We start from the raw sequence: 22,920 nt of genomic DNA on the forward strand, positions 1-22,920 counted from the left end.
TGGGCTCTTCGCTGGCAGGCGGTGGGAGTGCCTCATCATGGCGTGCACTGTGACTAAAAGAAAGCAGGCTAACGGTTTTATGGGGGCTGATTATCAGGCAGTTGCTGTTCTGTAGATATGGTCATAGGATGACTGATCACACCACAATAATAAAAAGGTTCACCATGAGAAATATTCTATTGCTGGCCGCTGCAGTCGGTTGTTCGTTTGGCCTGCCTGCCCAGGCAGCCACGTTTGCTTACATTTCCAGTCCCACTGACGGCCTTATATCCCAATACCGTCTGGATGAGCAGAGCGGCGCGCTCAGCCTGGTCGAGCAGACCAAAGCCGGAGACCAGGTCAATCCGATGGCCATCTCACCGGACGGCAAAGCGTTATTTGCAGCGCTGCGTTCCAAGCCTTATCAAGTGCTGAGTTTCAGCATCGAGCCTGCAACAGGGCATCTCAAGCCGCTGAGCCAGGCACCATTGGCCGAGAGCCTGGCCTATTTGTCTACCGATCGCAGCGGGCGCTTCCTGTTCGGCGCATCCTATGGTGCCGATTTGCTCAGCGTACAGCCCATCGATGCGCAACACCGCCCAAGCGACAGTATCCAGACCTACAAGACCGGCATGCATGCGCATTCGGTGCGCACCGACCCGAGCAACCGTTTTGTATACGCCGGTAATCTTGGCGTTGATCGTGTTCTGCAATACCGGCTGGAGCCAAAAGACGGCAAGCTTGTTCCCATTGGCGAGGGCTACGTTGCGGTTGCCGAGAATACCGGCCCGCGCCACTTGGCATTCTCTTCCGATGGCAAATTTCTGTACGTGGTTGGCGAAATGAGTGGCACCGTCACTGCCTTCGCGATCAACCAGAAAACCGGTGCGTTGAAGCAGACAGGCGAGGCGGACGGTATCCCGAAACGCTTGAACCTGGCGCAGGGGCAAGCCCGCGATGCACGCAACAACGATCTCAAGGACGATCCTACCCCGCGTATCTGGGCGGCAGACATTCGCCTCGCGCCGAATGGCAAGTGGCTGTTTATCAGCGAGCGCACCACCAGCAGCGTGTCGGTGTTCAAGATCGAGCCTGCCAGTGGCAAGGTGACGTTTGTCGAAAACTATCCGGTGCAGGAAAAACAGCCACGCAATATCGCTGTGTCACCCAATGGGCGCTGGTTGCTGGTGAGCGGTGAGAAAAGCGACAAGGTCGGTAGTTACGCCATTGCGGCGAACGGTGCCTTGCAGCGGGTCAGCGAAGCGCCCTCGGGCAAGGGTGCGCTGTGGATTGAAATGCTCAGCCAGCCGGGCCAGTAGCGGTTTTGAAAATAAAAAGCCCTGTCACAAGACAGGGCTTTTTGCTGTAGCAGCCTGACAGGCTTAGAACGAAACGCCCTGGCTGCGCAGGTAGTCGTCGTAGGTACCGCTGAAGTCGATCACGCCGCTTGGGCTGAGTTCGATGATGCGGGTTGCCAGCGAGGACACGAACTCGCGGTCGTGGCTGACGAAAATCAGGGTGCCCGGGTAGTTTTCCAGCGCAAGGTTCAGCGCTTCGATGGATTCCATGTCCAGGTGGTTGGTCGGTTCGTCCATCACCAGCACGTTCGGTTTTTGCAGGATCAGCTTGCCGAACAGCATGCGGCCCTGTTCACCACCGGAAATCACTTTGACCGACTTGAGGATCTCGTCATTGGAGAACAGCATGCGGCCCAGAGTGCCACGTACCATTTGCTCGCCGCCTTGCGTCCACTGGCCCATCCAGTCGAAGAGGGTAGATTCGTCTTCAAAATCGTGAGCGTGGTCCTGAGCGTAGTAACCGATTTCCGCTGCTTCGGTCCACTTGACCGTGCCTGCATCGGGTTGCAACTCGTTGACCAGGGTGCGCAGCAGGGTGGTCTTGCCGATGCCGTTCGGACCGATGATTGCAACACGTTCGCCGGCTTCGACCTGGAAGCTGAAGTCCTTGAACAGTGTCTTGCCATCGAAGCCTTTGGCCATGCGATCGACAATGACCGCCTGACGGTGCAGCTTTTTGGTTTGTTCGAAACGAATGAACGGGCTGACACGGCTGGACGGCTTGACCTCGGCCAGCTGGATCTTGTCGATCGCCTTGGCTCGGGACGTTGCCTGCTTGGCTTTCGATGCGTTGGCCGAAAAGCGGCTGACGAACGATTGCAGCTCGGAGATCTGTGCCTTCTTCTTGGCGTTGTCGGACAGCAATTGCTCGCGGGACTGGGTCGCGACGGTCATGTACTCGTCATAGTTGCCCGGGAACAGGCGCAACTCGCCGTAATCCAGGTCGGCCATGTGCGTGCACACGCTGTTCAGGAAGTGACGGTCGTGGGAGATGATGATCATCAGGCTGTTGCGCTGGGTGAGGATGTTTTCCAGCCAGCGAATGGTGTTGATGTCCAGGTGGTTGGTCGGTTCGTCGAGCAACAGCACTTCCGGATCGGAGAACAGTGCCTGCGCGAGCAGCACGCGCAGTTTCCAGCCGGGCGATACTTCGCTCATAGGACCGTTGTGCTGCTCGATGCCGATACCCAGGCCCAGCAGCAGTTCGCCGGCACGGGACTCGGCAGTGTAGCCGTCCATTTCCGCAAACTCGGTTTCCAGCTCGGCCACGGCCATGCCGTCGTCTTCGCTCATTTCCGGCAGCGAGTAGATGCGGTCGCGCTCGGCCTTGACCTTCCACAGCTCTTCATGGCCCATGATCACGGTGTCGAGCACCGTGAATTCTTCGTAGGCGAACTGATCCTGGCGCAGCTTACCCAGTCGTACGTTCGGCTCCAGCATCACCTGACCGCCCGAAGGCTCGAGGTCGCCACCGAGGATTTTCATGAAGGTGGACTTGCCGCAGCCGTTCGCGCCAATAAGGCCGTAACGGTTACCGGCGCCAAACTTGACCGAGACGTTCTCGAACAAGGGTTTGGGGCCGAACTGCATCGTGATGTTAGCTGTGGAGATCAATTACTTTACCTATCAATAACTTGGGCAATAACTGGGGAGCGCTGGTGTCAGCGGGTGTCGGGTTTTAGACCCGACCGGAGCTGTTCAGCCTGCTCCGCCTGAGCATGAGCTGATCCAACGGGCATACGTCTACAGCAACGGCAGCCTGCCATGGCCGCGTTGCCGGGATATGAATGTGGGGGTTCATGCCAGACATTGGCGCGCATTGTCGCATAGGTCGGGCGGCAGTGACATGGTGGACGGTGCCGGATTGCCGAGTTGTCCACGTTCCGGCCTGCTCAGGAGCCTGTTGGGTAGCCTTGCTCAAAGCGTGTGCACAAGGCAGAGGCAGGCGCGATTTCAAAAGAAGTCGCAGAAGAAAGATACTGAGTCGTCACATTGCCTGATCGGGAGGTCGTTTACGTTCGGCTAGCGCTGTAACGGGCAACGCTTACTTTAAGCCGGGCTTCATCAATGCTCAACTTGGGAATGACTTCATCCGGAACTCGCGAGCTGTCGGATAAATTGAACACTTGAAAATCATCCCCGACTACATGCTTCGACATAAGTTCCAGTGACGGGAGAATTCTTGATTCGTAGTGCTGGTCCAGTCCACAAGGCGAGCACACATCTGTCGACGATTCATAGAATCGGCCTGCAGACTGGTTCATATCAAAGCCCACAAGAAAGACGCTATCAAAACCAAGGTGATAAGACAATTGCAAGGCGAGATACATGACCGTGCGAGCGTCGAAAAACCCCAATTCCAGGTTTTTGCTGAAGCCGATATCCCTGCTTCTATGACTCCATAAAGACACTTTTCTGACCAGTGCGTCGTCTCGTGAGCAGAGCGCCGCAACCGTGGATAACCTCGGTGATTTCTTCAGCGCATAGGCGCGCCCGGAAGGCCTGGGAATGCCGGAGCTGAACTGGTCTTCCCAGAGGCCGACATTCTCGCTCTCGCGCATTGCCGCGGCGAACAGCTCGGGCTGCTGATTGGGAAAGTCCCGGTCAGTACACACGTAGAACAATGGTTTGATGTTCGTTTCTGCAAACATCGAGAACGCCCCGTTCATGGTAATCATAGGGACGTCCGAAAAATCTTGAATCGGGAAGTTTCGGGCAGATTGACCTGAGCCAATCAGAAGAACCGGGCCTTTTCTGGTGCCTCTACATTTGCCGAAATCAAGTACGCGGGTCGGCTTCGGAATGTGGTCTTCAGCCGATTTGCGAAGATAAGCAGTCGCATTGATGGATTGACTAGTCATGACTACCCTGTAAGCACTAGTGGCAAATTAGTTGGGACATTTTGCGCGCAATACTACTGGCTGGTGGCCATTAGTTCAACATCAAAGAGTTTCGAAAGCGTATCATACTGGAAACATCACGCCACAGATTGATGGCTCATTTTTGAGAATTTGCCATTTCTTTACAATGTTCTCGGATGTAAGGCATGGCGCGCGGCGTTGTTTAATGTTAATTGGCTAGTATCAAACTAGTGGTTAATGCTCCTGTCGCTAGATGCACTTAACGCAACAATACTGTGTATGCACACAGTCTTGGCGCTGTGCGGGGGAAGGAAGGCGCGAGAGGGTGAGGCTGCAAGGCCCGGCTATTACCGGGCCTCCTTGTTGTGACGAATTTGTTGGTGGCTAATCGGATTTCCGTTCCTGCCGCTTCCTCCTGAACCAGCTCCCCAACGCGTGGAAAGGGTGAATGAACATCGCAATCGCTCCGAGCAGAAAGACGATGGAGACAAGGATCAGGCCAAGGCCCTCGTGTGCAAACATAGTGATTGACTCCTGTTGTTCACTTTGTCGGTCCGCTGAAGACTAGCCGCTGAAACGTTTCACCTCATGAAGAAAAGTTAATGAACTTTCCAGGCGGGCGCCGCGAGGCGAGCTTTTGCCTGGCTAGTGCTGTCGCGCCGAAGCTATGAAGTACTCGCGTTTGTTGACTCAAATAGCTGAGAAGGAGCGGATTTTCCGTGAGCCGGTCTGGGGACGGGACTTCTCAAAATTCACCTGTCGCGGAACTAGATGAGGTGACGACGAGACTATAAGCACGCTCGCGTTCATCGGGCCGTGCCTATGAGCGCGCATTCTCATCACCCGGAGGTTCCTGACATGAAGTCCCTTTTCCGTCCAGTCTTGCTGCTGGCTGTTGCTTTACCCCTGTTGCTGACTGGCTGCGGGGATAAGGAGCCCGAACAACGCACTGCGTTCACTCAGTTTCTGCAAACCCGAATTATCGACAAGCCAGGTGTGCACGTTCCCAAACTGACGGACGATGAAAAGAAAGCCTTTGGTGACTACAGCTCGCACTATGCCGTTATTTCCGACTTCGGCGCGGGCATGGACACTGCAGTGCAGCCTCTCGCTGGCTTGATGCAGAAAGGATCCTTTCGCTCGGTAAGCGATGTCATTCAACGTCGCGCAGACCTGGCTGCCGTGCAGACAGGTCTGGATGAGGTCGGCGAGAAGTTGACCATCGAGCAGGGCAAGGCCGATGCGGCACATGCCAAACTCAAGCAGCCCGATGACTTGAAAGTCGTTTACGACAAGGCTTATGACCGGACTGTGAGCGTGCCCGCCAACACGTTCCGTGAAGTCTTGCCGCAAATAAAGGGCACGTTTTCGAGCGGTCTGAAGGTTGCCGATTATGTGGACGCGCACAAATCGCAAATCGATATCTCCGGTTCGGCGATAACCGTCAAGGATCCGGTCGTACAGGCTGAACTCAACAAATTGCTGCAAGAGCTGAACGAGCAGGGCAAAAACGCTCAGCAGGCTCAGGCTCGCCTGCAATCGCTCATGACCGGTCGCTGAGACTGATCTGGCAGCTTGCCCCGGCCTTGTTGCCGGGCCAGGCCGTATGTCGGGTATGATTCGCGTGTCTGTTTGCCTGACCCGGGGCCTGCCTGTTTGATAATCAAACCTCTCTTATCGACGATTGCCCTGCGTGAAGCAGTGCCCGCTGACGCTATATGCCTGAGCGCGCTGGGCATGCAGGTCTTTCTCGACACCTACGCAACGCAGGGCATCCGTGAGTCCATCGCACGCGAAGCCCTCGACGCATTTTCCCCGCAGGCGTTTGCGCATCTGCTTGGCGCATCGGAAACGCTCATTATCGTGGCTGAATCTCTTGGGCATCTGATCGGCTTCGCTCAGGTAACGCTGTGCGTCGATCACCCGATGCTCGGCGTATCGACGGCTGCCGAGTTGCAACGCCTCTATGTGCAGGAACGCTTCACTGGATGTGGAGCAGGGCGACTGTTACTCGAAGCCGCCGAGCAGCGCGCTACGGCCAGAAAGGCGGCGTTGATGTGGGCGACTGTCTGGGTTGGCAACCCGCGCGCGTTGGGGTTTTATCCGCGGCAGGGTTATGAAGTAAAAGGTTCGCCACGTTATGAGTTTCAGGGCGAAACGCATGAGAATAGGCTATTCGCCAAACTGCTCGGCGGGTCAAATCTGACGCGGAATTCTGTTTGATCAACGATTGCAGATGTGTGTCCCTGTGAGCGCAGCGGAACTCCGTGACGCCTCACAAGACTCGCGTTTATCCTTGCGCATCATTCTGAGCATTGTTGCCTTCAAGGAGTCGTTGCAGTGACCACCATCAAAATTACCGCAGGCGGATACGAGTTTCTGGCCGAAGCCAATCCGGATGCGCCGCAAACGGTGGAAGCGTTTCTCAAGCTGCTGCCTTATCGGCAGAAATTCATTCATGTGCGCTGGAGTGGCGAAGGCTGCTGGGTGCCGCTGGATGATTATCAACTGAAGCTGAATGACACGTTGATCGGTTTCGAGAACGCAACGAGTCATCCTTCTGTGGGCGACATTCTGTTTTATCCGGGTGGTTACAGCGAAACCGAGATTATCCTGGCGTACGGTTCGTGCTGTTTCGCCAGCAAGATGGGGCAACTGGCCGGCAATCACTTTCTGACCATCACTCAAGGCAAGGAAAACCTTCGCAAACTGGGCGTCAAGACGCTTTGGGAAGGCGCTCAGGATGTGGTTTTCGAGCTGGCCTGAGCCTGCGGTTATTGCGCAGTAGTCATTTGCCAGCATTTCTCGGAACTGCTGATCTTCGCCAGGGGTCTAGTCCACAATGCTTCCAGCTCCCGGAAGCCGACCTGGAGACAAGACCTTGAATATCTTTGAAGCATTGCGTGAAAGCCATGATCGTCAGCGCGGTTACGCCGACGCACTGATCCAGACCAGCGGCGACAGTGTCGAACGGGAAAAAGCCTACAAACAGCTCAAGGATGAGCTTCAAGCTCATGAGACAGCCGAAGAGCGGTTTTTCTACATTCCCCTGATGGCCCACGACAACGGCGTGGACCTCAGTCGCCATGCCATTTCCGAGCATCATGAAATGGACGAGATGATGGAAGAGCTCGATGAAACCGAGATGTCGAGCCCGGCCTGGCTGGCGACTGCGAAAAAGTTGTCGGAAAAAGTGCATCACCACTTGAAGGAAGAAGAGCAGAAGTTCTTTCAGATGGCAGGCAAGTTACTTGATGAAAAGCAGAAAGAGAGCCTGGCTGGTGAGTACGTGAAGGAATACGAAGAGCAATTGGCTGAGGGGTAACAGGCCCGTGCAGTGCTAGAATCGGCTTTTTTATCAGCTAAGGCACGACATGAAGCTTCTGTTTTTGACGAGCGCAACGGTGATTGCGGCAACGGTTCTGGCCGGGTGCGCAGCGCCTTCAAACTCAGCACGTGCGGCAGGGCCATTCAAGGTCCTGTCGAGTGCCAAGCAGGATGCCGCCGTTGCCCAGTGCATTCAGGTGACCTGGCAGAACGAAGCGATGTTTGGCACATCTTCAGATGTGTTCCTGCATGATCTTTCCGGTGGCGGCTTCACCGTGTTCACTACCGAATCCAGGTATTTCGCAGACGTACACGCCAAAGGTCCTGCCACTGCTGTCGAGTTCTACGCCCCGCAGGGCGATACCCAGGCCGCCTTGCGATCTGCTGCGATTGCTACCTGCCTCTGACTGAATCTCTTGCCAATGCTCCCGCATTGGCAAGCAGTTCGTGGCGCTTTGCCTCCTATCTTCACTGCGGCGCGACCATTGCGCCTGCACCAGTACTGCGTACTCGATAGCGCGCGCGCACAAGAGTGGGGCCTTACCACTCAAACGTGACAAATGGTAGCGATGTCCTCAAGCCGTAATATCACCCAGCCATCAACTCCTTCATCTCCAGCCTTTTGATTTGCCTCGACATTTTTATGCGGTGTTTTTCGCAGGCCTCGTATGGCACACTTTCTGCTATCTATTCCGTTGTTACATACCATTGTCCGCTATAGCGGAATAAAAATACTTCGGCGGAGTCTATGTCATGCATCGCGGACCTTCTTTTGTGAAAGCTTGTGCGTTTGTCCTTGCAGCCTCATTCACGCTGGTCAACGCGGCTCAGGCCGCCGAAGGCAGCAAGCTGGATGCAGTATTGAAACGTGGCAATCTGGTGGTGGGTACAGGCAGTACCAATGCCCCATGGCATTTTCAGGGAGCGGACGGCAAGTTGCAGGGTTTCGATATCGACATCGGCAGGATCATCGCCAAGGGCCTGTTCAATGACCCGAGCAAGGTCGAGTTCGTGGTGCAGTCCTCGGATGCGCGAATTCCCAACCTGCTGACCGACAAGGTTGACATCAGTTGCCAGTTCATCACCGTTACCGCCAGTCGTGCACAGCAGGTGGCGTTCACCTTGCCGTACTACCGCGAAGGCGTAGCGTTGTTGCTGCCTGCCAACAGCAAATACAAGGAAATAGATGACCTTAAAGCCGCAGGCGACGGCGTGACCGTTGCCGTGCTGCAGAACGTATATGCCGAAGAACTGGTGCATCAGGCACTGCCCAAGGCCAAGGTCGATCAGTACGACAGCGTTGACCTGATGTACCAGGCGATCAACTCGGGGCGCGCCGACACGGCAGCCACCGACCAGTCTTCGGTGAAATACCTGATGGTGCAGAACCCTGGGCGCTACCGCTCGCCGGCTTTTGCCTGGAGCCCGCAAACCTACGCTTGTGCCGTCAAACGTGGCGATCAGGACTGGTTGAACTTCGTCAACACCGCCTTGCATGAAGCCATGACCGGTGTCGAGTTCCCGGCTTACGCCGCTTCGTTCAAGCAATGGTTCGGTGTCGATCTGCCTGTGCCTGCAATCGGTTTCCCGATGGAATACAAATAAGTCCACTCTGACCTTCAAGGGCAGGGCAGGCCATCGGGCTTTCCCTGCCAGGTACGGGCAAGCATGAATTATCAATTGAATTTTGATGCCGTATGGCGCGACTTTCCCAGCTTGCTGGCGGGGTTGGGCCTGGGGCTGGAACTGGCCCTGATCTCGATCGCCATCGGCTGTGTGATCGGGTTGGCAAATGCATTTGCGCTGCTGTCACGTTACAAGGCACTGCGAGTTGTCGCGTCGATCTACGTCACCGTGGTGCGCAACACGCCCATTCTGGTGTTGATCCTGCTGATCTACTTCGCCTTGCCCGGGCTGGGCATTCGCCTGGACAAGCTGGCGTCGTTCATTGTCACGCTGTCGCTGTACGCTGGCGCCTATCTGACCGAAGTTTTCCGTGCCGGTTTGCTGAGCATCCACAAAGGTCAGCGCGAAGCAGGGTTGGCCATCGGTCTGGGCGAGTGGCAGGTGAGGGCATACATCATCGTGCCGGTCATGTTGCGCAACGTGTTGCCAGCGCTATCCAACAACTTCATTTCGCTGTTCAAGGACACCTCACTGGCAGCCGCCATTGCGGTGCCGGAGCTGACCTACTACGCGCGCAAGATCAACGTCGAAAGCTACCGGGTGATCGAAACCTGGCTGGTGACCACTGCACTCTATGTAGTGGCCTGCTATGTGATCGCCATGCTCTTGCGCACCCTCGAACAACGTCTGGCGATTCGCCGCTAGGAGGCTGTCATGTATCAACCCCCTGGCTGGTTGCAGGAGTTGTGGACCGCGCGAGAAGTGCTCTGGTCCGGCTTTTTGACCAGTATCCAGTGCTCGGCGCTGGCGATTGCCGCAGGTACGCTGATCGGCATGCTGGCCGGTCTGGTGCTGACCTACGGCGGTTTTTTCGCCCGCTTGCCGATTCGGCTCTATGTGGATCTGATTCGCGGTACCCCGGTGTTCGTGCTGGTACTGGCGGTCTTTTACATGGTGCCGGCGCTGGGTTGGCAGATCAGCGCGTTTCAGGCCGGCGCAATAGGCCTGACGCTGTTCTGCGGCTCTCACGTTTCGGAAATCGTGCGCGGCGCCCTGCAGGCCATTCCCCGTGGCCAACTGGAAGCCGGCAAGGCCATCGGTCTGCGCTTCGGCCAGTCGCTGCGCTATGTGTTGCTGCCTCAGGCCATGCGCCAGATCCTGCCGACCTGGGTCAACTCCTCGACCGAGATCGTCAAGGCGTCGACGCTGCTTTCGGTGATCGGTGTGGCTGAACTGCTGCTCAGCACCCAGCAGGTAATTGCGCGCACGTTCATGACCCTGGAGTTCTACCTGTTTGCAGGTTTCCTGTTCTTTCTAATCAACTACGCCATCGAGCTTCTTGGGCGGCAAATCGAAAAACGGGTGGCATTGCCATGACACAGACTCATAACCCCGGCCCGGCGCTGCTCAGCATCGAGGGCCTGCATAAATCCTACGGCGCAGTGGAGGTGCTAAAGGGTGTCGATCTGCGCATGCAGAAAGGCAATGTCGTGACCCTGATCGGTTCCAGCGGCTCGGGCAAGACCACCTTGCTGCGCTGCGTCAACCTGCTGGAAGAGTTTCAGGGCGGGCATATCCGTCTTGAGGGGCAGGACATCGGCTACAGCAACGTAGACGGCAAGCGCACCCGCCATCCGGAGCGTCTGATCGCGCAACACCGGGCAATGACCGGCATGGCCTTCCAGCAATTCAACCTGTTTCCGCACCTCAGCGCCTTGCAGAACGTCACCCTGGGCTTGCTCAAGGTCAAGAAGATGCCCAAGGATCAAGCCATTGCCCTGGCGGAAAAGTGGCTGGACCGGGTCGGGCTGCTGGAGCGCCGCAATCACTTCCCCGGCCAGTTGTCCGGTGGTCAGCAGCAGCGGGTCGCAATTGCCCGTGCCATTGCCATGAATCCCAGCCTGATGTTGTTCGATGAAGTCACTTCTGCGCTCGACCCGGAGTTGGTCGGCGAAGTGCTGAGCGTTATCAAGGACCTGGCCGAAGACGGCATGACCATGCTGCTGGTGACTCACGAAATGCGTTTCGCCTATGAGGTTTCAGACCAGATTGTATTCATGAATCAGGGGCGTATCGAGGAGCAGGGGCCACCCAAGACACTGTTCGAGCAACCGAAATCGACGCGCTTGAGCGAGTTTCTCAAGAACATCCGTTTTTAACGTTTCACGACGTCCAATGCTTCAAGACAAGGAAAAACTCATGACTATTACCCGTTATGGCGCAGGCAGCACCGCAGGGGGCGGCCAGCCACGTCCATTCGCCCGAGCAGTCGAGGCCGACGGCTGGTTGCACGTTTCTGGCCAGGTGCCTGCGCAGGATGGCGAGATTATCGTCGGCGGTATCGTCGAGCAGACCCACCAGACCATGCGTAATCTGATCGCGATCCTCGACGAAGCCGGTTATGCGCTCGAAGACGTAGTACGTGTCGGCGTGTGGCTGGAAGACCCACGGGACTTCTGGAGTTTCAACAAGGTGTTCGGTGAATACTTCAGCCCCGAGCATGCACCGGCGCGCGCTTGCGTGCAGGCCAGCATGATGGTCGACTGCAAGGTCGAAATCGACTGTATTGCCTACAAACGCAAATAGCACACGTACAGCTACACGTTGCAAGCCGGAAGCCCGATCACCTGAGGCTTTTGGCTTGCCGCTTTCCCAAGGAACGAATCTCATGACCGAAGACACTATCAAGCGCCGGGCACGTGGACTGGACCGGGCGTTCGATATCCTGGATTTTCTCAAGGAAAAGGCCAGGCCCATGCGCCCCAATGAGATTGCCAGCGGGATCGGCAGCCCCAAATCGACGGTTTACGAGCTGGTGGCATCGTTGCTGGAGCGGCGGATTCTGGAGACGGTGGGCAAGGACGGGCATGTCTATCTGGGCCGTCAATTGTATTTTCTGGGGCAGGCACACTTGCGGCACTTCGATTTCACTCGCGAGGCGGAAGTCTGCCTGGGCGAGATCGTCAGCCAGACGCGGGAAACCGCGCAGATGTGCCTGCTCAACGGCCGGAAATACACCGTTGCGCTGATGAAAGAGGGTGAGCGGCATTTCAGGATTTCCTCGGACATCGGTGAAAACGCGCCCATCCCGTGGACCGCTTCCGGGCGTCTGCTGCTCAGCCACCTCAGCGATCAGCAGATCATCGACCTGATTGATCCCGAAGATTTCATCCTCCCGGGTGGCGAGCGTCTGCCGCTGGAAACCTTTTTGCGGGAGATCCGTAAGGCAGGCGAAGAGGGTTTCTTCTCCTTCGATAGCGTGGCCGACACCTTCACGCACTGCTTCGCCGCGCCGGTGAAAAACGAGCACGGTCAGTGCATCGCAACCCTGTGCATTGTCGCGCCGCGTGCCGATGCCAAGACCCATTACGACGATTATCGGCGGGTGCTGATCGACAGCGCCAACAGCCTGGCTCGTCGAATCAACGAATAACTGCAGGAGATTACTGATGAGCACCGCCGTAATGGACAAGGGTATTGCGCAACCGGGTGACAGCCTGGTCACTGATGTCAGCCTGCCTGCACTGGTCATCCATCGTCAGGCGCTGGATCACAATATTCGCTGGATGCAACGTTTTGTCACTGACAGCGGTGCAGAGCTTGCACCGCATGGCAAGACCAGCATGGTGCCAGCGCTGTTTCGGCGACAGTTGGACGCGGGCGCATGGGGCATGACCCTCGCCACGGCGGTCCAGACCCAGGCCGCTTATGCGCATGGCGTACGGCGGGTGTTAATGGCCAATCAGCTGGTCGGCGCGCCGAACATGGCGGTGATTGCCGATCTGTTGGCTGACCCGATGTTCGAGTTTCACTGCATGGTCGATCACCCGGACAATGTCGCTGCACTGGGCCAGTTTTTCGCGGCACGCGGCCTGCGCCTGAACGTGATGATCGAATATGGCGTACCCGGTGGACGCTGCGGCTGCCGTACCGAAGAGCAGGTCTTGGCCCTGGCGGATGCTGTTCAGGCGCAACCGGCGCTGGCGTTGACGGGTATCGAGGGTTACGAAGGCGTCATCCACGGCGACCATGCCATCGATGGCATCAAGGCTTTTGCGGCGTCGCTGGTGCGCCTGGCTGTCGACCTGCAGGACAAGGGCGCATTCGCTTTGGATCGCCCGATTGTCACTGCATCCGGCTCGGCGTGGTACGACCTGATCGCTGAAGCATTCGATGCCCGGGCCGTTCGCGAACGGTTCCTCAGCGTGCTGCGCCCCGGCAGTTATGTGGTGCATGACCACGGCATCTACAAGGACGCGCAGTGCTGCGTGCTGGACCGACGTACCGAGCTGAGCGAAGCGCTGCGCCCTGCGCTGGAGGTCTGGGCGCATGTGCAGTCCATGCCGGAGCCGGGTTTTGCGGTGATCGCCATGGGCAAGCGCGACGTTGCCTACGATGCCGGCTTGCCCAACCCGCTGCTGCGTTACAAGGCGGGTGTGCAGCCTGCATCAGGCGACGACGTCAGTGCCTGCAAGGTGACTGCTGTGATGGATCAGCACGCTTTCATGACAGTCGCGCCCGGATGCGAGTTGAAGGTTGGCGACATCATTTCCTTCGGTACCTCACACCCGTGTCTGACCTTCGACAAGTGGCGTTCAGGTTGTCTGGTGGATAATGATATGCGAGTGATCGAGCCTTTCAGCACCTATTTCTAATTCCGGTATTGGCAGGAGTAATCGTCTCATGAGCCTTCCACGGGTCGCCCTGATCGGCGAATGCATGATCGAGTTACAGCAGCATGCCGACGGCAGCCTGCGTCAGAGCTTCGGCGGTGACACGCTCAATACGGCGGTTTACCTTGCCCGATTGTTGGGTGAGCGCGCCAAGGTGGATTACGTCACGGCGCTGGGTGACGACAGCTTCAGCGATGCAATGTGCCGGATCTGGGCCGATGAGGGCATTGGTCTGGGCAAGGTGCAACGCCTGCCGGGGCGTTTACCCGGGCTCTACTGCATTCAGACCGATGCCAATGGCGAGCGTCGTTTCCTCTACTGGCGCAACGAAGCCGCCGTGCGGGACTGTTTCATGACGCCTGCGGCCGAGCCGATCCTCGCGGCGCTGGCCAGCTACGACGTGCTGTATTTCAGTGGTATCACCCTGGCGGTACTTGGCGAGCAAGGCCGCGCCCGATTGCTGGAAGCACTGGACCGTGCTCGTCAACGTGGGGTCAGGGTTGCCTTCGACAATAACTATCGGCCTCGGCTGTGGGCCAGCGTGGAGCAGGCTCGCGAGGCCTATCAGGCATGCCTGCAGCATGTGGATCTGGCGTTGCTCACCGAAGACGATGAGCAGGCGCTCTATGGTTATGCCGACAGTGAGCAATTACTGGCGGCCTATCGAGGTCGCGGCATCGGTGAGATCGTCGTCAAGCGCGGCGCGCAAAGTTGTCTTGTGGAAGCCGGCGGCGAGCGTTTCGACGTTGCGTCGCAAAAGGTCGAGCGTGTCGTCGATACCACGGCAGCAGGGGACTCGTTCAGCGCTGCCTATCTGGCCGCCCGGCTCATGGGGGAACACCTGCGACAGGCTGCCGAAGCAGGTCATCGTCTGGCCAGTGTGGTGATTCAACACCCGGGTGCGCTGGTACCAAAATCGGTCATGCCAGTCTGATGGCACCTGCGACGGAACATGCAGTTGATCGGCTAACGCACTGACAGACAAGCATTTCGCTGGAACCTGCGCGTAAATCCGGCCACCATAGGCGACCTTTTTGCCTGCAAGCCATCCACCGGAGTCTGCGTGCCTGACGACCTTCCTTCTGCGCTTCCTCATGACCTGGATGTCGATCTCATGCCGCCTCGGCAACTGCCGTTTTTCAGACGTCTGTTATCGCGCCTGATGGGCCGCGGGCTTACAGCGCTGGGCTCGCAGCACACGCCGTCGTGGTTCCAGGGCCATGCCGACGGCTATCTGAACGGGCACATAGAGGGCGTGCGCGAGGGTTATGCCGACGGCTACCTGGATGGTGAGGAAGCAGGGCGTCAGGTGCTGGTCATCAACGACACCCGGCCTGTCCGACATCGCGGCCCCAGAGTTGACGACCATCTGTTCGACGACTGGCGGCTGGCGCTCACGCCTGAACTGAAAAAGCGTATCAAGGCCGATGTCGCCGAAAAGCTCCCTGCGCATGCTCAGCCCAGCACGGCGCAGTGGAAGATGATTTTCAGCGATACGCCATCTACCTACGTCATTGCCGGGGCGGGCGCAGGCAAATCTACATCGCTGGTGCTGCGCATTCTGCTGTTGCATCACTACCTGGGCTTTGAACTGAATGCGATGACAGTCGTGACCTTCACCCGTGAGTCGCGCAAGGACTTCATCGGCAAGCTGATCGAGGTGATGGCCTTGTGGGGGCATGTGACGGGGCAGAAACAGGCTCGTGACCTGGTTCGCACCTTTCATTCGCGTATTCTGCCGCTGGTGCGCAGCCTGCCGGGTTTTGAGCAGCTCAGGGCGTTCGAGAACCTGAGCAGCCAGTCATCCGGCCTGGAAGAGGCGGACAGCAATCCTTTCGACCTGCGGATCAACGACGCGCAGCGTCAGCAACTCAATCTCTGCTACCGCGACCTGTACGCCGGCAATGAGCGTTTCCGCGAAGTCATGGCGCCGCTGTATCGCCATGCCTTGCAGCTCAAGGAACTGGATCGCGACCATCCTGACGTGCAGAAGCGTGTCGCGGTGACCGAGCTATCCTCGAAACGGGATGAGGAGTGGTGTGACACCGTCGAGGACTTGTGGATTCGCGCAGGAGCATGGCCTATAAAGGGCATTGAGCCTATGCGCCAAGCTGTTGAAATAAATGGATTTACCTTTTATTTTCACGGCTATATTGCCGAGCTGGACGCCTGGGTTGTGCTGGGCCTGGACGCCAGTGAAGACCAGCAACTCAAGCGGCCGGGTGCCAAATTGCCAGTGTGGGCCGAGGGGGTCATAAAGCGCACCCTGTTTCAAGCTTTCTGCAGTAAGCCTTTGATCTGGCTGGATAACTATCAGTCTGCCAGCAAGCTATTGCAGTCATTGGCGGGCGACGCAGTTGCCGGGCCCGGATTCGACTATCGGGTCAAGGGTGAGCTCGGTGCTGCGCCGCTACTGGACTGTTTTGTCACCGCCGCCAGCTTCATCGAGAACCTGGGACTGGATGTACCCAATGCCGTGTCCGAGATGAGCTTTGCCAGCGACGACCCGGATCGTTTCTTCTTCGAAGCGCTGAGTCTTTTCTGGAAAGCTTTCGAAACGCACCTGCTGGCTCAGTCGCCTCCGATCATGACCTATAACCGGATGTTTGCGTTGTTCGGTGAAACATCGCCGGAAAACCTCAAACACGTCAGCGACCAGATGCTCAGACCGCTGTCGCATTTGATGATCGACGAGTTCCAGGATGTGTCGCCGCAGATCGTCTCATGGATACGCGCCAGCCTGCGCGAAATCCGGCGTCGTGGTCCCGCTCTGCATACAGGCCGGATCGCTCAGCATTCATCACTGCTGTGTGTCGGCGATGACTGGCAATCGATCTACGGCTGGCGCGGCAGCTCACCCAAGTATTTCATGGAGTTCGCCAGGGAGTTTTCGTCACCGGCGACCACCAGAGTCATGCTCAGTGACAACTTCCGCAGCCATCAGCACATTATCGATGCCGCAGAGCATATTGTCCGGGCAGCTCCGGCGATTGCGGGCAAGAAGGCTCGTGCCAGCGGCATGCCGCAAGAGTTGCTGCCGGTCACGGTGCTGGATCGTGACGAAGACGAACTGGCCGAGCGTGTAGCCGAGCACTACAACGACGGTGACTCGATTCTGCTGCTGTACCGCAAAGGCAGCGAGAAAAGCCGGTTCTCGGAGCGTTTGCAGACATTGATCGATGCTGACGCGGCGATGGGCGCGCAAGGTCGTCGCATCAGGACGTTGACGTACCACAGTTCCAAAGGCTTGCAGGCGGATGCTGTGTTTTTGTTGGGCGACTGCCAGCATCTGACTGTCTCGCCTTACAAGAATCAGGTTTACCGTTTGGCAGGGCTGGGTGATGCGAGCGATCTTCAGCCCTTTGATACAGCGCAGAAGGATGAAGTCTTGCGCCTGGCTTATGTCGCCATTACTCGTGCGGCGCTGCATTGCTATTGGTATATCGATCAAGGCACCGGCGGCGGGGAAAGTGCCCAGATGCCTAAAGCTTCAGACAGAATTGCCCATGACAAGCCTTTCTTTGAAGACTTGCGCGGTAAAGTCCGAACAGGCTGAGGCTGTCATCTCAGGAAAAACCGGCGACCTGTTGCTGCGTATGAGTGCCGAACAATTCCAGCTCATCCTCGATGGCTTCGATGATGCGCTCTACATCTGCGGCATTCATCACCGTGGAACACGGCAGGCCTGCGATGGCGACGACTGTCTCACCGCTGGCGCGGTCGAAAAGTCGTGCAATCATGCTGCCGGGAGCATCCATCGAGGCTTCAAAGCCTACCGGATGGAAGTGCCAGCGCATCAGTTGGCACGCATTGGGGAATGTGACTTTGTTCATGACAATGGCCCACCTTAATCAATCGAGCATTTCCCTTGCTCCAATGGGTAGGCAGACAGCCAGAATTCGTCCGGTAAAGCATGATGCCGAGAAGATAATCAGCGCAGCGGACTATCGGTCGGTCGGGTTGCTTTCCAGCAGGATCGCTGAGCGGTCTGACGAGTACTGAAAATAGCATTTGCCAGCACCGTTCTGGAAAAATTTTTTATGACGCAGCACAAAAAAATCAATTATATGGCTGTCATCATCGCAAGGTATCAATGGGCACGTTCCATGCATTTGTCATTCACCCCGGAGAAGGCCCCGTAGTGAACTGAATTTGCTTGACGAAGGTGGTTTTCATGCCCGGTCTGGGGCAAGCTATCGATATTGACCCGAGGAGCTGAAAATGCTGAGAAAATCCCTTGCTGCACTGATGTTGCTGGCCTCGACCAGCCATGCGGCGGAGACGGTCAATATCTACAACTGGACGGATTATATCGCCCCGGACACTCTGAAAAATTTTGAAGCGGCCACCGGTTTCAAGACCTCTTACGAGACTTTCGAAACCAATGAGACGCTGAACACAAAGCTGATTGCTGGCCATTCCGGGTACGACCTGGTCTTTCCGTCCATTCATTTCATGGGTCGACAGATTGAAAACGGCTTGCTCAAGACCCTCGACAAACGGCAGCTCCCCAACTGGAAAAACCTCAACCCGGTTCTGCTCAAGGCACTGGAGGGCAGTGATCCGGGCAACCAGCATGGGTTTCCCTACCTGTGGGGCAGCACCGGAATCGGCTATGACATGGCGAAGGTCAAGGCCATTCTTGGCAAGGACACACCGCTTGACTCATGGGATCTGGTGCTCAAGCCGGAAAACATGAAAAAGCTCGCCCAGTGTGGTGTCGCTTTTCTGGACAGCGCACCGGCGCTGATCCCTATCGCTCTGAACTACCTCGGCCTGCCACCGCACAGCGAGGTGCCGGACGACTACAAAAAGGCCAAGGCGCTGCTGGATGAGGTACGGCCGTATGTGCGCAATTTCAGTTCAGCCGACTATATTGGCGACCTCGCTACGGGCAAGATCTGTGTGGCAGTGGGCTACTCAGGGGATATTTCCCTGGCGCAGGAGCAGGCCCAAAAAGCGGGTAACAACATCACAATCAGCTATGTGGTTCCAAAGGAGGGCGCGCCAATGTGGTTTGACATGATCGCCATCCCGGCTGATGCCCCTGATGTCAAAGGTGCCTACGCGTTCATGAACTACCTGCTGCGCCCGGAAGTGATCGCCAACATTACCAATACGGTGCATTACGCCAACGGTAACGAAAAGGCCGACGCCCTGATCAATCCCGGCCTGTGGACGGATACCACTGTCTATCCAGACGCCGACATGCTGAGCCGCTTGTTCGTGATGTCTCAGGTCCCGGTTAATATCGAGGCGTTGCGCCAGGGACTCTGGAAAGAGTTCAAGGCCGACAAGTAAGGCTGCGAGGCGACCGACGTCAAATGATATGCGCCTGATGCAGCTCGGTCAGTGCCTGAGCTTTCAGTCGAGCCAGTAACGGATCGCGGCGATCCCTTGGTGCTTGCAGCCCGACCGGCAGTTGCTGGGTGATCGTGCCGGGGCGGCTGCCCATCACTAATACCCGGTCGCTCAGGTACAACGCCTCGTCGACATCGTGAGTCACCAGCAACAGGGTGATAGCGTGACGCTCGGCCAATTGCAGCAGCAGGTCCTGAAGCTTCATTCGGGTAAACGCGTCCACTGCGCTGAAAGGCTCATCCAGTAGCAATACCGTAGGGTGCGAGTACAGACCGCGAGCAATGGCCACGCGTTGCGCCATGCCTCCGGACAATGCTTTTGGCAAGGCATCGGCGAAACCGGACAGGCCCACTTCCTCGATCAATTGACCGACCCATCTGCGGTCGTAGCCAGCATCGTCACTGAAGCCGATATTCTGTTCGACGGTCAGCCAGGGCATCAGGCGCGGTTCCTGAAACACAAACGCGACTTCTCCCTCAATGTTGTCCACCGAGCCACGAAAGTCCTGCTCCAGCCCGGCGACAATTCTGAGCAGCGTGCTTTTACCGCAACCGCTTGGCCCCAGCAGGCTGACGATCTCACCTGACTGTAATGACAGATCGATATCCTGCAGTATGGTATTGCCAGCGAATGCCTTGCGGTCTACGCGTATGTTCATCAACGATTCCGGCATCTATCGACCCTCGCGGCTTTGACCGGTGAATGTGTCCCGCCAGGCCAGAAAGCGTTTTTCCAGGCCTGCCAACAGGCCGTCGCTCAACTTGCCCAGTGTCGCCAGAACGATGATGGCCGCCAGCACGATGTCCGGGCGCGAGGTTTCGCGTCCATCACTGAGCAGGTAGCCCAGGCCTTTTGTGGCCGCGATCAGCTCGGCGGCTACCAGAAACATCCATGACAGGCTCATGCCGTTGCGCAAACCGGTGAACAGGCCGGGCAGGGCGGCGGGCAGAAGAATACGCCGGGTCAGGCGATAGCGGCTGAAGCCATACATCTGGCCGACTTCCACCAGCTTTCGGTCAATGCCCCGAATCGCGGCCACGCCGTTGAGGTAGACCGGAAAAAACGCACCGATGGCGATCAGCACAATCTTGGATGTCTCGCCAATGCCCAGCCACAGCAGTAGAAGCGGCACCCAGGCCAGGCTGGGGATGGAACGAAGCCCGGCGAACGTCGGCTCCAGATACGCCTCCGCCTCACGGCTGAGCCCCACCCACGCGGCAAATACCAAGGCCAGGCTTGCGCCGATCACAAAGCCGCTGAGCACACGCAACAGGCTGGCACTTATGTGTTTCCACAACGCACCATCGGCCAGATCGCGCAGTGTCAGCACGATCTCGCTGGGTGCTGGCATCTGGTAGGAGGGCAGCCAGCCGATGCGCACGATAATTTCCAGCAAAACAATGATTACAGCGGGGACTACCAGGCCTTTGAGCGGCGTTTTGTAGCGCTGCCAAAACGTGCGCTGCGCCTTGTCAGGCAAGGCCGCCTGCGCACAGGCAGGCAGGGACTTGTCTGGGCTGGTCATGGCGTTGCGATCACGGCTTTGGAAAACTCTGGCGTGATCAACTGATCGATCACTTGTTCGACTTTCACGCCTTTGCGCACCAGGTCCTCGGACACCAGAATCGGTGCTGCGGACTTGGATGCTTCTACATCTTTTTCGCTCAGCTGCGGGTTGCTCAGGTCTGTGCGGGTCAATTGCAACCTGGCGACTTCCAGCGGCAGGCCTGACTCGTCAGCCAGCAATCTGGCCAATTCGTCGGGGTTCTTCAGCGCCCATTCGCGGGCTTTTTCATAAGCGCTCAATACCGTCCTGATCGCCTGTGGATGCTCCTTGGCGTAGGTTTCCGTGACGCTCAGTACGCCATAGCTGTTGAAGTCCTTGTTGCGGTAAAGCAGGCGCGAGCCGGACTGTATTTCACTGGCCGCCATGTGCGGGTCAAGCCCTGCCCAGGCATCTACGTCGCCTTTTTCGAGGGCGGTGCGTCCATCGGGATGCTGCAGGTGCAGCAACTCGACATCATCCTTTTTCAGCCCGGCCTTCTGCAGCGCGCGCAAGGTGAACAGATAAGGGTCGGTGCCTTTGGTGGCGGCGATTTTCTTGCCTTTGAGTTCGGCAACCGATTGCAGGGGAGAATCCTTGCGCACCACCAGAGCCGTCCATTCTGCCCGGCTGTAGACATACACCGATTTGATCGGGCTGCCGTTGGCCCTGGCCAGCACCGCAGACAGGCTGGCCGACGAAGCAAAGTCGACGCTGCCACTGTTCAGGTATTCCAGCGAGCGGTTGCTGCCCTGGCTCAACACCCAGGTGACTTTCGCCTCCGGCAGGGCTTTCTCCAGCCAGCCAAAATGCTTGAGCGCCAGGCTGACCGGCGAATAATAGGCGTAATCCAGGCGGACTTCGGCAGGCGCGGTTTCAGCGGCCTGTGCTACTCCCTGCAGGCTAATCGCCAATGTGCAGGTCGTTACCATCCAGCGAATCAGGGCTCGCGGCGTTTGCAACCAAAAAGAAATAGGGGGTTGTGGCATAGTGAGCGTCCAGATCGGGGAGACAAGGGCTGCAAGACTGGTTTGCATATTTCAAAAACAGCAGTCCAGAGAGCATGAAATTCACAAATGGAATATTGCATGCTCTGTGCCAAGGGTCCGGGTGCTTGAACAGCAAGGTATCAGGGCAATTTTCCAGTGTGAGTGATGTTGATCTGGCAGCAAGGTGTTGAACTGTTGTTGCCTGGTAAACAGTAAGGCTCACGGCCTGTTTTTCGACGATTTTCTGACAGTTTTTCTGCTTTTCGGGTGATTTTTTTCGCCAGGTTTGCAACAGAATCGTTTTTTGACACTCCTAATCGTCCACATTCTTAATTTCGAAACATGTGAGCACTAAGATTCGCGCGTGATCCATGAGTGTGCGCCCACTGCGCCCTTGGTTGACTGATCCGCAGAAATTCTTGGGGCGAGCTGCATAAGCCTGCGTATTCGCACCAGCCAGATGGCTGATCCCTTTCAAATGCGCACCGGACTCAGAAAATAATGAATATGCCGAAAATGCCTTCGATCACCCGACTCCAGCGCCGCATCGCATGGTGCTTCTTCCCATCATTACTGGTGGCTTCTGCCCTGGCCCTGTTCACCATGGGCAAGGGGGTTCATGCCGAGCCCAAGAACGGCACGCAGACACTGGTATTTCTTCGTCATGCCGAAAAACCGGCCATGGGGCTGGGGCAACTGAACTGCCAAGGGCTCAACCGGGCCATCGAACTGTCGGAGGTCTTGCCCAGGGAATTCGGCAAAGCTGACTTTATCTTCGCCGCCAACCCCAGCCGACACGTGGAAGAGGGTGAGGGCGACCTGTCCTACAGCTACGTGCGTCCGCTGATGACGGTAGGGCCCAGCGCAATCAAACTGGGTCTGCCCGTCAACCTCGACTTTGGTGCCAACGACACCGCAGACCTGGCCGATGAGCTGATGCGGGACAAGTACCACAACGCAGTTGTCTACACCGCCTGGTCGCATGGCTACCTGCCGGAGCTGATCAACAAGGTTGCTGAAGAAGCGTCCGGCAAGAGCACTAACCTGCTTGATGACTGGACGAACGATGATTTCGACTCAGTGATTGTCGTCACCCTGAAATGGGTCGATGGCAAGGCCACGCTCGATTACAAGAATCAAAAACAGGGCCTCAACAACGGCACCGAGACCTGCCCTGAGGCGACCTGATCTCGAACCACAAAC

At 57.2% G+C, this 22,920-nt stretch carries 24 protein-coding genes; 17 read left to right on the plus strand and 7 right to left on the minus strand.

Translation table 11 applies throughout. The annotated features are described in order from the left end of the window. Window positions 1-164: 164 nt before the first annotated feature. A complete protein-coding gene (locus RYC18_RS25800; RefSeq protein ID WP_042915760.1) occupies window positions 165-1,298 on the plus strand; it encodes a lactonase family protein in 1,134 nt (377 codons plus the stop codon). A gap of 63 nt (window positions 1,299-1,361) precedes the next feature. Here RYC18_RS25800 and RYC18_RS25805 read toward each other — a convergent pair whose 3' ends face one another. Together RYC18_RS25805 and RYC18_RS25810 are read right to left on the minus strand one after the other, a co-directional pair. Beyond that, a complete protein-coding gene (locus tag RYC18_RS25805; protein ID WP_002553692.1) occupies window positions 1,362-2,951 on the minus strand; it encodes an ABC-F family ATPase in 1,590 nt (529 codons plus the stop codon). Between the two features lie 398 nt (window positions 2,952-3,349). Next, window positions 3,350-4,198 carry a hypothetical protein gene (locus RYC18_RS25810; protein WP_005777524.1) on the minus strand — a complete coding sequence of 283 codons (849 nt, stop codon included), beginning with the start codon at window positions 4,196-4,198 and terminating at the stop codon, window positions 3,350-3,352. Window positions 4,199-5,056: 858 nt separating this feature from the next. Here RYC18_RS25810 and RYC18_RS25815 point away from each other — a divergent pair. The 14 genes from RYC18_RS25815 (at window position 5,057) to RYC18_RS25880 (ending at window position 17,380) form a co-directional block, all read left to right on the plus strand. Next, complete coding sequence (locus RYC18_RS25815) at window positions 5,057-5,758, plus strand: DUF3053 domain-containing protein (RefSeq protein ID WP_005732846.1); 702 nt, start codon at window positions 5,057-5,059, stop codon at window positions 5,756-5,758. A gap of 96 nt (window positions 5,759-5,854) precedes the next feature. Continuing rightward, entirely contained in the window at window positions 5,855-6,421 is a 567-nt protein-coding gene (locus RYC18_RS25820) for a GNAT family N-acetyltransferase (protein WP_162181495.1), read from the plus strand. A 117-nt stretch (window positions 6,422-6,538) separates the two neighbouring features. Further along, window positions 6,539-6,964, plus strand: a complete 426-nt coding sequence (locus tag RYC18_RS25825) for a DUF3830 family protein (protein WP_002553696.1) — start codon at window positions 6,539-6,541, stop codon at window positions 6,962-6,964. A gap of 115 nt (window positions 6,965-7,079) precedes the next feature. Beyond that, on the plus strand, window positions 7,080-7,523 hold the full coding sequence (locus RYC18_RS25830) for a hemerythrin domain-containing protein (protein ID WP_005743629.1): 444 nt from the start codon (window positions 7,080-7,082) through the stop codon (window positions 7,521-7,523). Between the two features lie 49 nt (window positions 7,524-7,572). Continuing rightward, on the plus strand, window positions 7,573-7,932 hold the full coding sequence (locus tag RYC18_RS25835; RefSeq protein WP_004665522.1) for a hypothetical protein: 360 nt from the start codon (window positions 7,573-7,575) through the stop codon (window positions 7,930-7,932). Between the two features lie 346 nt (window positions 7,933-8,278). After that, entirely contained in the window at window positions 8,279-9,130 is an 852-nt protein-coding gene (locus RYC18_RS25840; RefSeq protein ID WP_005777518.1) for a transporter substrate-binding domain-containing protein, read from the plus strand. 63 nt (window positions 9,131-9,193) lie between these two features. Continuing rightward, the gene (locus tag RYC18_RS25845; protein WP_005777516.1) at window positions 9,194-9,856 is read left to right on the plus strand and encodes an amino acid ABC transporter permease; all 663 of its coding nucleotides are present in this window, start codon (window positions 9,194-9,196) and stop codon (window positions 9,854-9,856) included. 9 nt (window positions 9,857-9,865) lie between these two features. After that, the gene (locus RYC18_RS25850; RefSeq protein WP_005777514.1) at window positions 9,866-10,528 is read left to right on the plus strand and encodes an amino acid ABC transporter permease; all 663 of its coding nucleotides are present in this window, start codon (window positions 9,866-9,868) and stop codon (window positions 10,526-10,528) included. After that, window positions 10,525-11,310 (plus strand): amino acid ABC transporter ATP-binding protein, encoded by a 786-nt coding sequence (locus RYC18_RS25855; RefSeq protein WP_005777512.1) that lies wholly within the window; start codon window positions 10,525-10,527, stop codon window positions 11,308-11,310. The genes RYC18_RS25850 and RYC18_RS25855 overlap by 4 nt, the downstream gene beginning before the upstream one ends. A gap of 40 nt (window positions 11,311-11,350) precedes the next feature. Further along, on the plus strand, window positions 11,351-11,737 hold the full coding sequence (locus tag RYC18_RS25860) for a RidA family protein (protein WP_005743631.1): 387 nt from the start codon (window positions 11,351-11,353) through the stop codon (window positions 11,735-11,737). Window positions 11,738-11,819: 82 nt separating this feature from the next. Beyond that, the gene (locus RYC18_RS25865; RefSeq protein WP_005743633.1) at window positions 11,820-12,584 is read left to right on the plus strand and encodes an IclR family transcriptional regulator; all 765 of its coding nucleotides are present in this window, start codon (window positions 11,820-11,822) and stop codon (window positions 12,582-12,584) included. A gap of 16 nt (window positions 12,585-12,600) precedes the next feature. Continuing rightward, window positions 12,601-13,806: an amino acid deaminase gene (locus RYC18_RS25870; protein ID WP_005777510.1), complete on the plus strand. Its 1,206-nt coding sequence runs from the start codon at window positions 12,601-12,603 to the stop codon at window positions 13,804-13,806. A 28-nt stretch (window positions 13,807-13,834) separates the two neighbouring features. Beyond that, window positions 13,835-14,758: a sugar kinase gene (locus tag RYC18_RS25875; protein WP_005777509.1), complete on the plus strand. Its 924-nt coding sequence runs from the start codon at window positions 13,835-13,837 to the stop codon at window positions 14,756-14,758. Window positions 14,759-14,887: 129 nt separating this feature from the next. After that, complete coding sequence (locus tag RYC18_RS25880; RefSeq protein WP_046832859.1) at window positions 14,888-17,380, plus strand: UvrD-helicase domain-containing protein; 2,493 nt, start codon at window positions 14,888-14,890, stop codon at window positions 17,378-17,380. A 10-nt stretch (window positions 17,381-17,390) separates the two neighbouring features. Here the strand turns inward: RYC18_RS25880 and RYC18_RS25885 are convergent, their stop codons facing one another. Beyond that, the gene (locus RYC18_RS25885; protein WP_002553708.1) at window positions 17,391-17,657 is read right to left on the minus strand and encodes a DUF1652 domain-containing protein; all 267 of its coding nucleotides are present in this window, start codon (window positions 17,655-17,657) and stop codon (window positions 17,391-17,393) included. A gap of 388 nt (window positions 17,658-18,045) precedes the next feature. Between RYC18_RS25885 and RYC18_RS25890 the strand changes: the two genes are divergently transcribed. Next, window positions 18,046-19,125, plus strand: a complete 1,080-nt coding sequence (locus tag RYC18_RS25890; RefSeq protein ID WP_005777506.1) for a polyamine ABC transporter substrate-binding protein — start codon at window positions 18,046-18,048, stop codon at window positions 19,123-19,125. Window positions 19,126-19,144: 19 nt separating this feature from the next. Here RYC18_RS25890 and RYC18_RS25895 read toward each other — a convergent pair whose 3' ends face one another. The 4 genes from RYC18_RS25895 to RYC18_RS25910 are packed head-to-tail and all read right to left on the minus strand — an operon-like array spanning window position 19,145 to window position 22,009. After that, window positions 19,145-19,858, minus strand: coding sequence for an ABC transporter ATP-binding protein (locus RYC18_RS25895; RefSeq protein ID WP_005777504.1), 714 nt, complete (start codon window positions 19,856-19,858; stop codon window positions 19,145-19,147). Then, on the minus strand, window positions 19,859-20,710 hold the full coding sequence (locus tag RYC18_RS25900) for an ABC transporter permease (RefSeq protein ID WP_005743638.1): 852 nt from the start codon (window positions 20,708-20,710) through the stop codon (window positions 19,859-19,861). After that, the gene (locus RYC18_RS25905; RefSeq protein ID WP_005777502.1) at window positions 20,707-21,717 is read right to left on the minus strand and encodes an aliphatic sulfonate ABC transporter substrate-binding protein; all 1,011 of its coding nucleotides are present in this window, start codon (window positions 21,715-21,717) and stop codon (window positions 20,707-20,709) included. Before RYC18_RS25905 ends, RYC18_RS25900 begins: the two co-directional genes overlap by 4 nt. Then, complete coding sequence (locus RYC18_RS25910; protein ID WP_155276258.1) at window positions 21,632-22,009, minus strand: hypothetical protein; 378 nt, start codon at window positions 22,007-22,009, stop codon at window positions 21,632-21,634. Before RYC18_RS25910 ends, RYC18_RS25905 begins: the two co-directional genes overlap by 86 nt. 209 nt (window positions 22,010-22,218) lie before the next feature. Here RYC18_RS25910 and RYC18_RS25915 point away from each other — a divergent pair, with 209 nt between their 5' ends. Next, window positions 22,219-22,905, plus strand: coding sequence for a hypothetical protein (locus RYC18_RS25915; protein WP_016981277.1), 687 nt, complete (start codon window positions 22,219-22,221; stop codon window positions 22,903-22,905). Window positions 22,906-22,920: the final 15 nt, after the last annotated feature.

This window comes from Pseudomonas syringae group sp. 247E2 (assembly GCF_032587795.1).
Lineage (GTDB): Bacteria > Pseudomonadota > Gammaproteobacteria > Pseudomonadales > Pseudomonadaceae > Aquipseudomonas > Aquipseudomonas amygdali.

Coding starts and splice junctions, on each gene's coding strand:
- RYC18_RS25860 (WP_005743631.1), top strand. CDS start 11,351: ATGACTATTACCCGTTATGGCGCAGGCAGCACCGCAGGGGGCGGCCAG.
- RYC18_RS25870 (WP_005777510.1), top strand. CDS start 12,601: ATGAGCACCGCCGTAATGGACAAGGGTATTGCGCAACCGGGTGACAGC.
- RYC18_RS25905 (WP_005777502.1), bottom strand. CDS start 21,717: ATGCCACAACCCCCTATTTCTTTTTGGTTGCAAACGCCGCGAGCCCTG.
- RYC18_RS25865 (WP_005743633.1), top strand. CDS start 11,820: ATGACCGAAGACACTATCAAGCGCCGGGCACGTGGACTGGACCGGGCG.
- RYC18_RS25885 (WP_002553708.1), bottom strand. CDS start 17,657: ATGAACAAAGTCACATTCCCCAATGCGTGCCAACTGATGCGCTGGCAC.
- RYC18_RS25895 (WP_005777504.1), bottom strand. CDS start 19,858: ATGCCGGAATCGTTGATGAACATACGCGTAGACCGCAAGGCATTCGCT.
- RYC18_RS25850 (WP_005777514.1), top strand. CDS start 9,866: ATGTATCAACCCCCTGGCTGGTTGCAGGAGTTGTGGACCGCGCGAGAA.
- RYC18_RS25855 (WP_005777512.1), top strand. CDS start 10,525: ATGACACAGACTCATAACCCCGGCCCGGCGCTGCTCAGCATCGAGGGC.
- RYC18_RS25845 (WP_005777516.1), top strand. CDS start 9,194: ATGAATTATCAATTGAATTTTGATGCCGTATGGCGCGACTTTCCCAGC.
- RYC18_RS25810 (WP_005777524.1), bottom strand. CDS start 4,198: ATGACTAGTCAATCCATCAATGCGACTGCTTATCTTCGCAAATCGGCT.
- RYC18_RS25890 (WP_005777506.1), top strand. CDS start 18,046: ATGCTGAGAAAATCCCTTGCTGCACTGATGTTGCTGGCCTCGACCAGC.
- RYC18_RS25815 (WP_005732846.1), top strand. CDS start 5,057: ATGAAGTCCCTTTTCCGTCCAGTCTTGCTGCTGGCTGTTGCTTTACCC.
- RYC18_RS25840 (WP_005777518.1), top strand. CDS start 8,279: ATGCATCGCGGACCTTCTTTTGTGAAAGCTTGTGCGTTTGTCCTTGCA.
- RYC18_RS25835 (WP_004665522.1), top strand. CDS start 7,573: ATGAAGCTTCTGTTTTTGACGAGCGCAACGGTGATTGCGGCAACGGTT.
- RYC18_RS25875 (WP_005777509.1), top strand. CDS start 13,835: ATGAGCCTTCCACGGGTCGCCCTGATCGGCGAATGCATGATCGAGTTA.
- RYC18_RS25900 (WP_005743638.1), bottom strand. CDS start 20,710: ATGACCAGCCCAGACAAGTCCCTGCCTGCCTGTGCGCAGGCGGCCTTG.
- RYC18_RS25915 (WP_016981277.1), top strand. CDS start 22,219: ATGAATATGCCGAAAATGCCTTCGATCACCCGACTCCAGCGCCGCATC.
- RYC18_RS25800 (WP_042915760.1), top strand. CDS start 165: ATGAGAAATATTCTATTGCTGGCCGCTGCAGTCGGTTGTTCGTTTGGC.